The sequence below is a fragment of the Anaerococcus sp. C0059F3 genome (genome assembly GCF_056590475.1).
In genome coordinates this window covers 129,301-138,093 of sequence record NZ_JBWPWE010000002.1, presented here as the reverse complement: position 1 = coordinate 138,093, position 8,793 = coordinate 129,301, and the positions used below count along the sequence as shown (strand labels likewise).

Here is an 8,793-nt window from a genome sequence, read left to right as displayed (position 1 = left end):
TCCTATCCTTCGATTAGCTCGATTAATTTCTCTTTCTTATCATTTCCCTTATAATGAATTTCTCTCTCGTCTAAAAGGCTTTTAAGCTCTTTTACCGTCATATCCTCATAAGATTTTCCCTCATCAGTATTTTCCTTATTGGAATCAACTTCCTCATCAACTTTTAGGTTTTCCCTAATAGTTGGTTCTTCTTCTACAAGGACATACCCTCTAGACTCATAGAGAACCCTATAAGTCTTTGAGGTAACCTCGATTATGTCCCCCTTAGGACCCTTTGCCTTATAAAACATTATGCTCCAGCTCCTGCTACAGCCTTAGGTTTAAGTGCGGCAAAGGCATCAGCCTTAACAGTCAAGAAAGCAACATACATAGTCGCCTTAAGTGCAATTAAATCCCTTTCAAATAGGTTTATAGGCTTATCATTTTCTCCAACAATTGAAGTAAGTGTAGCATCTTCAGAAATTGAATACTCAATACCTTGAGGGATGCCGTAGTATAGATTATCAAAATCACCGACAATAGCAACGGCCTTATCCTTATCCCAAGACTTGCCATTACCATATACAATTGGTAAACCTAAAACATCAGGAGTAACACCATCCCTAGGACCATTAAAGATTGGTAGACCTCTAGTATCAACAGCACCTCTTAAGTCTTTGTTATATCTTCTAGTAGTAGCCACAGCTTGTGGTTCAAGGTCCGCATCCTCTATTAAAGCCATCAAATTGTTGACATCTTGATAAGGGCTTGCAGTTTGTTCAACAATATTACCTTCAGTGGTAGCTCTTTCAAATACTGATATACCTTTAGGGAATGGTGAATCAGTTCCACCAAATAAAACTGACTTATCAAATTTTATTTGGAAAGCATCTTGAATTTCTTTTTTGTGTAGATTAAAGAAATCAGTTACAGAATACTTTAAAGACTCTTTAGAAACAGGAATAATAACACCTAGTTTGTGAGCCTCCATCTCAATTTGTAACCATTTAGATTTAGAAGTTTGAATAACTTCACCCTCATTTACCCAATAAGCACCTGGACCCTCAGCTAGATAATTAAATTTCTTCCTTAAAGCATTCATAGGCTCATATTTAGCTAATTTAGTCACTAGTGATTGGTCTACTACTTTTTTAAGTATTAACTCCGCTTGTTCTGCTGGTACATCTCCAGTCTTCATATCTGATAATAAAACATTATCTGGATTGAATTTTGCATTAGTTTGTAATTTTGCCATAATTTATTTCTCCTTAAATAATTCTTTGTTTTTGTGCATACTCGCTTATATCTTCAGCACTTAGCACATCTTTCTTAGTTCTTAAGTTGTTAGTCCCCTGTGGACTTTTCCCTCTTACTCTCTCGTCTACAGCTTGATTAACAGCCCTATCAAATAACGGTTTAAACCTTTTTATCTTTTCTAAAGTTTTTTCCGCATCATCTGCTATAACAAACTCAAGAAAATCAGAATCCAATTCCTGCTCTTTTAGCTCCTTGATCGTATCGTCTTCAAGGTCTTTCATAGCTAACTTAGCTTTTAATTCCTCAATCTCTTGTTTATCTAACTTAGCCTGTTCCTCAGCTCTTTCTTTTTCAGAAAGTTTTGATAACCTCTCGGCATCTTCTGCTTTCTTCCTCTCCTTGGCTATGGTCTTAGCAATGATTTCTTCAACCTTTTCTTGACTCACATAGCCCTTAGTCGCCTCGCTTACAGCCTTATCTAAATCTTCTTGGCTATAAGTCTTTGCTTCTTCCTGCCCTTCTTGACCTTGATTGACATCTTGGTCTTGGTCTTGACCTGCACCCTCGCCTTCCTCAGCAAATCTTTGCAAGTCAATATCACTAATCAATAATTTTTCCATACATCCTCCCGTTTAAGGTTCGTCAACCATATAATCCCTAGCTTCTTTAACGTCTAACCAGTCAAAGACAATAAAAAATCGCACGATTTCCGCACGATTAATTCTTTGATATTTACTTGTTTTGTGTGATTTTTCACACGATTAATTCACGATTAAATTTACAAACCAACTATTTCCGCGATTAACCAAAATATTCCAAAATTTAATAACATATCCACAAATTCATTTCCAGAAGATTCTGTAGGAATCATTAATTCTAAGATTACTATTATCAAAGCAAAAAGAATTTTAGATAAATCAGCCTTAAAATCCTCATCAAAATCATTCATCTTTGTTAATCTCCGTCACATATTCAACATAGCACCTGCAATTGATATCCTCCTCAGGGTATCCAGTAGTCTTAGGATATAGGCAAGTCGCCCCACTAGGCAGGGTAAATTCTTCATCCATCTTGACCTTGACACCCTCCATAGCTTGATGGCTTGACCTGACCCTTTCATCGCTCATAGTGTGCCAAATCTTGTAGACCTCGATTTTAGGATTTTTCGCAATCTCTTCAAAAGTGGAGAACTTACTATCCTCAACCACCCTAGACCCCTCAGTCCTTACTAATCGATTAAGGCTAGCATTATCCTTGGCAAGCTTACCCTTAAGGTCTCTAGCAATCTGAGTATAAGAATCCCCTCGCTCCATACCAGCACGAATAAGAGAATTAACATCATAATTAGTATTGGAAGCCCTATGCTCGACCCTCTCGACCCAAACACGACCTCCTACCCTCTTTCTTACTATGTCCTTAGCATTTATAGGCTTGTTGATGGCAACAATCCCCGAATCCGTCAGCTTTACAGACTCTTTATAAGTCTTATCCGCTATATCATAAAGGATTTTTTCAATCAGGGCCTCGTTATCCTTAAACATCGACACTACAATCTGACTAGTCAAGGCATCAAGTCTTTCCAACTCCTTAAATCTCCTTAAGTCGTCAATCGACAATTGTCCTTCTACTTCGCACTCATCATAGAGTCTCCTTAATTCACGTCTTATTCGCTTATAGGAGCGGTTGTAATTCTGATTGATACCCTTACACCTTTTCTTGATTAACTTCTCAATCGCGAGTGAAATACGCTCGAATTCCGCCTTCATCTTCTACCCATTCTTCTTTTGTATCAGCTAGAAAAGAATCCGCATAATCTTGATAGGCTTCTTCTTTTTCCTGCCTTTGTCTTTCTAATTCTTCACCGACATCATCAATTCCTTTTAATTTAGAAAAAGCAAATTGTTTAGAAGTACCTGCATCTAATAATTGTTTTACAGTTTGTGCATTTTTAAGTTCATCATAAGGCTTATTATCTTGGAAATTAATGGCTATGGACCTATAATCAAGGTCTATACCATGCTTAAGTCTTATATACTCACATATAAGGTCTAACCTTTGAGTTAGGGCTGTATGGTATTTTCTTTGTTTTAACTCAATCACTTGATCCGTTGCAAAGACTTTGTATTTTTGACTTTCTCCAGATGCAACACCAGAAAACTTTTCATCTGATACATTAGGAGCCTTAGAAAACTTGTGGATTGCCTCATCTAAATTCTTTATAAGGTTTTGTATAGAATCATCGTTTATATCTCTTGTAATAAATTTGGCATCTTGCTTGCCTGCCGATTGACTAGTAGCAAGTAACACACCATCTTCTTTTAGCTTTTTAAAATCTTCAGAATCAGTATTTACCATTCCCCATAAAATAAGTAAGGCGTTGACCTGCTCCTCAAAATTATTGACATTGTCAGAGTAAATCAAATTTATAGCATCGATTAAAGATAAAACTCTTTCAAAATCACCTATAAATTCATCGTTATTTGCCCACTCTATAACAGGGAATTTATGCAGGATATTCTCATACTCATCTACTAGAATATAACCATCTTTTCCCGTCTTATACTCTTGGATACTATCCACCATATAAGCCGTAACCGCCTGACTCTTTTCATCTGCAGTTAGGTTTTCAAGGCTAATCTCATCCCTCACATAAAGGGCTAACCATGGTTTAGGATTAATCTTATCATCATAAATATAGATTATATTTTGAGGCTTAACCTCATTGAATTTATAATTTCCCTCTTCATCTACATAATTTATTTCATAACCCAATCCATTAATACCACTCATCTTTGCCAGTGCTGTATTTTCATCTTGCTCTACGTTTAAATCTAATATATCTTGAACAACAGAAAACTTTTCTCTATCTTCAACACTAACCCCATATATAACAGGTCTACCAACCGCCATACCTTGGAGGATATCCACTATATAAGAAGCATAATCAAGACTCATCTTATTATTAGATTTATGCGGTTCTTTCTTCCTCTCGTCAATCTTTGCCCTACCCTCATAATATCCTTGTAGAGTCAAATACCTCTTGTTATCTTCGTTTTTAATCTCAATTAATGTTTTAATCAAAGAAGGAGTCACCTCGGTATCTGCTGGTAAGCAAATCCTTTCTGGCAACTCCATCTTTTCTGTTATATAACTTTCAACTTTCAAATCCTATCTCCTACTCAATTAGTCCGTCTATGTATTGATATTCTTCTTTTTCCAATTCATACTCTAATAATCGATAATCATATCTTGAATAGCCACGTCTTGAATAGTCACGATCTTCTTCATCAATATCACAATCAAATCTTATTGTTCCATCTTCGTTTAATTTTTCTTTCTTCTCATCAATGAAATCTTTAGCCTTTTTTTTATTCAAAGATGCCCAAATCAAACCAGAAGAAGAACCATAGTCCCCTACCGTTCCAAAGTTAGTCTCTAATACCAAATAAACCTTCATATTTTAACTCCTTTAAATTCCTAGTGCTTTTCTACTCATGGTCTTGATACCACCATCAGCCTTATCAGTATAAAGGGCATACCTAATAGCGTCCTGCACATCGTCAAATTCTTCCTTGACCTTATCAGCCCCTGCTCTATCAGACCAAACATAAGAATATATTTCTTGACAAAATCTTTTAGCCACAGGCTTATAAATATAAAGCTTATTAGTCTTATAAAGGGTAGCCACATACTCAATACCAGGTATAACCGCCTTATTAGCTAGATAAGCCTTTAATCCCTCATGGATAAACCTATCTATATGCTCGACCCTCGCAGAATCGCAATAAAAAGGGATATTGCCGTATCTTTTCTTGATACCTTTAGCAATATCCACCCAATAATCTATTTCTTTTCCTGTCTCGGCGTGTTCCTCAATCATAACATATCTATCATCATCAGTCACACCAAACACCACAATAGCTCCATAGTGACCGTATCCCCAGTCAACACCAGCTATATATCTTTTAAATTTATAATCAGAAATATCATCGATGAAATGTTTTTCTCCATCAAAATCCTTATACACCATTCCATCACCAGACACCCAGTTCCCGTAAATGTTACGCTCCGTAAACATCCCAGCAGGCGTGGTCTCGATGGTATCTTGCAAATATCTTTTATCCAAAAAAGTATTATCAAAAATAGTAAATTTATAAGACAAAATCCTATCAGTCGGATTATCGATATATTCTTTCTTAAGCCAATGCTCAGGATTGTCAGGGTTAGTATCACATAATATCCTAGCACCTTTACCCGAACACCTCGAAACAATCTCGTCAAAAACTTCACGTCTTGCAAGTGAGGCCTCGTTGATATATGCCCCATAGGCTGTCATACCTCTGATACCTCCCAATCCTCCAATAGTCCCTGTAAAAGCTTGTATAATCTTGACTCCAAACATCTTAAAAGAACCATGCTTATCAAACTTAAAATCAATGTCATACTTATTAGTAAGTTCAGTCAAGATGTTATTCTGAATAGTTTTAGAAGATACACCAGCCAAAATATACATAGGCTCATCAACACCTTCAGCTTTTGCAATATCTCTAACACGCCTTAATTCCATAAGAAACAAATCATTATTTAAAACAGTCTTACCACTTCGCTTAGCCCCGTGATTAATTAACATAAACCAGTCTTGAGACCGTGTTTTTCTTAATATTTCTATTTGCTTATCAGTGTAAATTTCTTTAAGCCTACTCATCAAGTTCACCTTCTACTAGATCCAAAAACTTATCAATCTTAAGCTCCCTATCATCTCTAGCCGACAAAGACTCAATTTCAGCCTCCATCTTCTTAATTTGCATTTCAGTCTTTTTATTATTAGTAGGACCACCAAGAAACTTAACTAATACATCTAAAGCATCTGTAGCATCCTTCATACTTGGTTGAAACTCATTAGTATATTCTTTTTCAACCTCACCTGTAAGATGGTTATAAGACTTAAAATAAGACTTTTGAACATCTCTTCTAGCAATCGAAGTAAGGGTAGTGATTATTTCATCCTGCCCCATCTTTTGCTTGTCTAGAATCTCTTTAGTCCTATCAGCAATGTATTTAGAAACCTTAGCATTCCTTAGCAATCTTGAAGCATTTGTCCAAGCAGTATTTTCTTTTTTAATATGAGGATAAGCAAACAAATAAGCTTGCGTCGCATTGCCCTTGTTCCTGATATACTCATCAGCAAAGGCTCTCTGATTAGACGTAAGACCATATTCATCCCTCGCCAATGAGCATCACCCCTTTCTATCTCCTAACACCCTTTTGAGAATTAAAATACCTATCCTTCTTCTTCTGAGGTCTCAACCTCTCGAACTCCTTCTTAGATAACAACCTCCTACAAGACTCAACAAAATAAGGCTGACTAGGTAAAATGCCCTTATTTATATAAGTCAAACACCTCCTCGCAGCCCTTCTATTAAAAAAGTGGGAATGTCTACCACCCCCCACAAGCATCATACAAAATATAACCTTTTTTTACTTTCTTTATCTTTATATTTCCCATAATTTAAGCCTATCAGCCAGACCATCCACCAATAACAATTAGCATTTGAAAAACATTTAAGAGAAGTCACTCTCTTATAAGTGGGGAAAGAACAATAAAAACCCACTTCCCGAGTACCGCGAAAAATCTATTTAAAAAGGAGGTGCTAAAAGTGGATAGCCTGACTCATAGACTTAAAAAAGCATAAAAAAAGACGGCACAATCGCCGTCTATTGATTTCGAGTTAATACAGAACATCTAAAATTAGTTACACTTTAACATTCTACCTTAATTGTAATATAAAAGGCTGTTTTTGTCAACCTAAAGCCTAATTAAAAAGCTTTTTATACAAGAAAAGTAAAGCAACATCCGACTTCTTCCAAATAGCTGAATGACTCAATTTATACTTTTCCCCAAGCGACCTCATCGACTCAGACCTATAAATCCAAACCGAATAAACAATAGTCGCCATCTGAGGATCAGGCAAAGCCTTAATAGCCTCCCTAACCTCCTTAGTCTCAGCACTCAAGTGACCAAGCCCTTCCTCAAGCTCCCTCAAATCATCCAGAATCTTAACAATCTTATCTTCCTGACTAGAACCACCCCCTTTCGTAGGATTAGAATTACCCATCCCCGACTTAAGACAATCAAGCCTATCCCTTTTAACTTCGATTTCATCCAAAACCTCCGCCATAGTATCAAGGTCAAGCTCATACCTCCTAAGCCTCTCCTTCACACGACCGCACCTCTCACGGTCCCTAGCACGATTGATTTTATCCTTAAATCTACTCATTTTTTAACTCCTCAATCTTATCAAAAACATAATCAATACTTCCCTTAATCTCATCCTTGGTCATCCTGTAAACATCTTCAACCTCATAATCCTTAGTCAAAGCCATCATATACATCTCCTCCTTGGCAGGTATAAGCACAGTAGCTAGGGTTGACACTACAAAAAATATCCCAGCACCCTTTAAAAACCTTTTAACCATTTTTTTCTCAGCATCATCTAGTATGCCAACAGTATCAAGATAGGGCAATCCCCCTATGAGTAAAGCTGCAATCGATAAAATTAAAAAAAGTAAAGCAAAACTACTTATTTTATCTAAAATAGAAATTAAATATATAATCCTACTCATCAAGATCCTCCTCCTTCACAAAAGTCCCATGTAGAGTCCTACCACGCCTATTTTTAATCTTTTCATAAGCCATAGACAAACACTCCTCAGGGTCAATCCCAATCTGCTCACAAAGGATAATCAAAGTAACGAAAATATCTCCCATTTCAGTTTTTATATCATCATCTGTTAGCCATATTTTAAACTGTGGTTTAAAAAATTTCATGTCGAAGTCCATCTCCGTCTTAAACTCAAAAACCTCCTCGATAAACTTCATAAACTGTTTATCCGCATTTTCTGAATGGAGCAAATCCTTATCATCTGCCCATTTTAAAACCTTATCTTTTAAATCCTCAAAATTCATTCCATTCACTCCTAAAAAAATCCCTTAAACTTCTACCACTAACCGCCTTAATTTCTCTTACATCTACCAATTCTAAACCACGACCATAATCAACCACAGCTACTGGAAGTGTAATAATTCCCTCTTCTAACCTTCCTCTTATAGGTTGCAAATCAACGATTTTAGAATACTGATATATACCATAAAAATCAGCCGTCACTTCTTTATCGTTTAATTCAAGCTTACATTTTTTCATCTTAATCTCCCCATTTCATGGTTACAAAAACACTATCAGTTTTATCAGAATAATTAACATCTATAGCATCTAAAGGGGTCTCAACTACTCCACATCGCCTTAACTCGTCTTTTAATTCAAACAATTCAAATTTCAATTCGCTTTCTGGGTCATAGTCAGAAAACCAATCTAAAAAATCTTTTACTTTCATGCCTTGCTCCTCTCAAAGTATCTCTCCAATCCTCTTTCTGCTAAAAACAAAACTACTGCCATAACAAAATACAAAATCGCAACCTGCAAATCATGAAAATCCACAAAAATCCTAAAAACCATCAGCCACAATAGCCAGTCGTTAATATCCCTTTTTCTAGTCATT

The 8,793-nt window shown here is 36.2% G+C and carries 15 protein-coding genes; all 15 read right to left on the bottom strand.

Annotation, left to right across the window (positions count from 1 at the left end; translation table 11 throughout):
• Positions 1–2: 2 nt before the first annotated feature.
• The 15 genes from AC1EJ5_RS01950 to AC1EJ5_RS01880 all read right to left on the bottom strand — a co-directional run bounded on the left by AC1EJ5_RS01950 (position 3) and on the right by AC1EJ5_RS01880 (position 8,792).
• Positions 3–290 carry a HeH/LEM domain-containing protein gene (locus tag AC1EJ5_RS01950; protein ID WP_479814203.1) on the bottom strand — a complete coding sequence of 96 codons (288 nt, stop codon included), beginning with the start codon at positions 288–290 and terminating at the stop codon, positions 3–5.
• Positions 290–1,234 carry a phage major capsid protein gene (locus AC1EJ5_RS01945; protein ID WP_479814201.1) on the bottom strand — a complete coding sequence of 315 codons (945 nt, stop codon included), beginning with the start codon at positions 1,232–1,234 and terminating at the stop codon, positions 290–292. The genes AC1EJ5_RS01950 and AC1EJ5_RS01945 overlap by 1 nt, the downstream gene beginning before the upstream one ends.
• Positions 1,235–1,247: 13 nt before the next feature.
• Positions 1,248–1,856, bottom strand: a complete 609-nt coding sequence (locus AC1EJ5_RS01940; RefSeq protein WP_479814199.1) for a DUF4355 domain-containing protein — start codon at positions 1,854–1,856, stop codon at positions 1,248–1,250.
• Positions 1,857–2,014: 158 nt separating this feature from the next.
• Entirely contained in the window at positions 2,015–2,185 is a 171-nt protein-coding gene (locus tag AC1EJ5_RS01935) for a hypothetical protein (RefSeq protein ID WP_479814197.1), read from the bottom strand.
• Entirely contained in the window at positions 2,178–3,002 is an 825-nt protein-coding gene (locus tag AC1EJ5_RS01930; RefSeq protein WP_479814195.1) for a phage minor head protein, read from the bottom strand. Before AC1EJ5_RS01930 ends, AC1EJ5_RS01935 begins: the two co-directional genes overlap by 8 nt.
• Positions 2,965–4,401, bottom strand: coding sequence for a phage portal protein (locus AC1EJ5_RS01925; RefSeq protein ID WP_479814193.1), 1,437 nt, complete (start codon positions 4,399–4,401; stop codon positions 2,965–2,967). Before AC1EJ5_RS01925 ends, AC1EJ5_RS01930 begins: the two co-directional genes overlap by 38 nt.
• Positions 4,402–4,411: 10 nt before the next feature.
• Positions 4,412–4,693 carry a hypothetical protein gene (locus AC1EJ5_RS01920; protein ID WP_479814191.1) on the bottom strand — a complete coding sequence of 94 codons (282 nt, stop codon included), beginning with the start codon at positions 4,691–4,693 and terminating at the stop codon, positions 4,412–4,414.
• Positions 4,694–4,705: 12 nt separating this feature from the next.
• On the bottom strand, positions 4,706–5,941 hold the full coding sequence (locus AC1EJ5_RS01915) for a PBSX family phage terminase large subunit (protein ID WP_479814190.1): 1,236 nt from the start codon (positions 5,939–5,941) through the stop codon (positions 4,706–4,708).
• Positions 5,934–6,467 carry a terminase small subunit gene (locus AC1EJ5_RS01910; protein ID WP_479814188.1) on the bottom strand — a complete coding sequence of 178 codons (534 nt, stop codon included), beginning with the start codon at positions 6,465–6,467 and terminating at the stop codon, positions 5,934–5,936. Before AC1EJ5_RS01910 ends, AC1EJ5_RS01915 begins: the two co-directional genes overlap by 8 nt.
• A gap of 582 nt (positions 6,468–7,049) precedes the next feature.
• Positions 7,050–7,514 (bottom strand): hypothetical protein, encoded by a 465-nt coding sequence (locus AC1EJ5_RS01905; protein ID WP_479814186.1) that lies wholly within the window; start codon positions 7,512–7,514, stop codon positions 7,050–7,052.
• Entirely contained in the window at positions 7,507–7,860 is a 354-nt protein-coding gene (locus AC1EJ5_RS01900) for a hypothetical protein (RefSeq protein WP_479814184.1), read from the bottom strand. Before AC1EJ5_RS01900 ends, AC1EJ5_RS01905 begins: the two co-directional genes overlap by 8 nt.
• Positions 7,853–8,203 (bottom strand): MazG-like family protein, encoded by a 351-nt coding sequence (locus tag AC1EJ5_RS01895; RefSeq protein ID WP_479814182.1) that lies wholly within the window; start codon positions 8,201–8,203, stop codon positions 7,853–7,855. The genes AC1EJ5_RS01900 and AC1EJ5_RS01895 overlap by 8 nt, the downstream gene beginning before the upstream one ends.
• Positions 8,193–8,438, bottom strand: a complete 246-nt coding sequence (locus tag AC1EJ5_RS01890; protein ID WP_223420657.1) for a hypothetical protein — start codon at positions 8,436–8,438, stop codon at positions 8,193–8,195. The genes AC1EJ5_RS01895 and AC1EJ5_RS01890 overlap by 11 nt, the downstream gene beginning before the upstream one ends.
• 1 nt (position 8,439) lies before the next feature.
• The gene (locus AC1EJ5_RS01885; RefSeq protein ID WP_223420658.1) at positions 8,440–8,628 is read right to left on the bottom strand and encodes a hypothetical protein; all 189 of its coding nucleotides are present in this window, start codon (positions 8,626–8,628) and stop codon (positions 8,440–8,442) included.
• Positions 8,625–8,792: a hypothetical protein gene (locus tag AC1EJ5_RS01880; RefSeq protein ID WP_223420659.1), complete on the bottom strand. Its 168-nt coding sequence runs from the start codon at positions 8,790–8,792 to the stop codon at positions 8,625–8,627. The genes AC1EJ5_RS01885 and AC1EJ5_RS01880 overlap by 4 nt, the downstream gene beginning before the upstream one ends.
• Position 8,793: the final 1 nt, after the last annotated feature.

Bases quoted from the DNA above. Each gene is read 5' to 3' on its own strand.
- AC1EJ5_RS01900 (WP_479814184.1), bottom strand. From the start codon at position 7,860: ATGAGTAGGATTATATATTTAATTTCTATTTTAGATAAAATAAGTAGT.
- AC1EJ5_RS01890 (WP_223420657.1), bottom strand. From the start codon at position 8,438: ATGAAAAAATGTAAGCTTGAATTAAACGATAAAGAAGTGACGGCTGAT.
- AC1EJ5_RS01895 (WP_479814182.1), bottom strand. From the start codon at position 8,203: ATGAATTTTGAGGATTTAAAAGATAAGGTTTTAAAATGGGCAGATGAT.
- AC1EJ5_RS01945 (WP_479814201.1), bottom strand. From the start codon at position 1,234: ATGGCAAAATTACAAACTAATGCAAAATTCAATCCAGATAATGTTTTA.
- AC1EJ5_RS01905 (WP_479814186.1), bottom strand. From the start codon at position 7,514: ATGAGTAGATTTAAGGATAAAATCAATCGTGCTAGGGACCGTGAGAGG.
- AC1EJ5_RS01950 (WP_479814203.1), bottom strand. From the start codon at position 290: ATGTTTTATAAGGCAAAGGGTCCTAAGGGGGACATAATCGAGGTTACC.
- AC1EJ5_RS01885 (WP_223420658.1), bottom strand. From the start codon at position 8,628: ATGAAAGTAAAAGATTTTTTAGATTGGTTTTCTGACTATGACCCAGAA.
- AC1EJ5_RS01920 (WP_479814191.1), bottom strand. From the start codon at position 4,693: ATGAAGGTTTATTTGGTATTAGAGACTAACTTTGGAACGGTAGGGGAC.
- AC1EJ5_RS01935 (WP_479814197.1), bottom strand. From the start codon at position 2,185: ATGAATGATTTTGATGAGGATTTTAAGGCTGATTTATCTAAAATTCTT.
- AC1EJ5_RS01930 (WP_479814195.1), bottom strand. From the start codon at position 3,002: ATGAAGGCGGAATTCGAGCGTATTTCACTCGCGATTGAGAAGTTAATC.
- AC1EJ5_RS01940 (WP_479814199.1), bottom strand. From the start codon at position 1,856: ATGGAAAAATTATTGATTAGTGATATTGACTTGCAAAGATTTGCTGAG.
- AC1EJ5_RS01880 (WP_223420659.1), bottom strand. From the start codon at position 8,792: ATGACTAGAAAAAGGGATATTAACGACTGGCTATTGTGGCTGATGGTT.
- AC1EJ5_RS01915 (WP_479814190.1), bottom strand. From the start codon at position 5,941: ATGAGTAGGCTTAAAGAAATTTACACTGATAAGCAAATAGAAATATTA.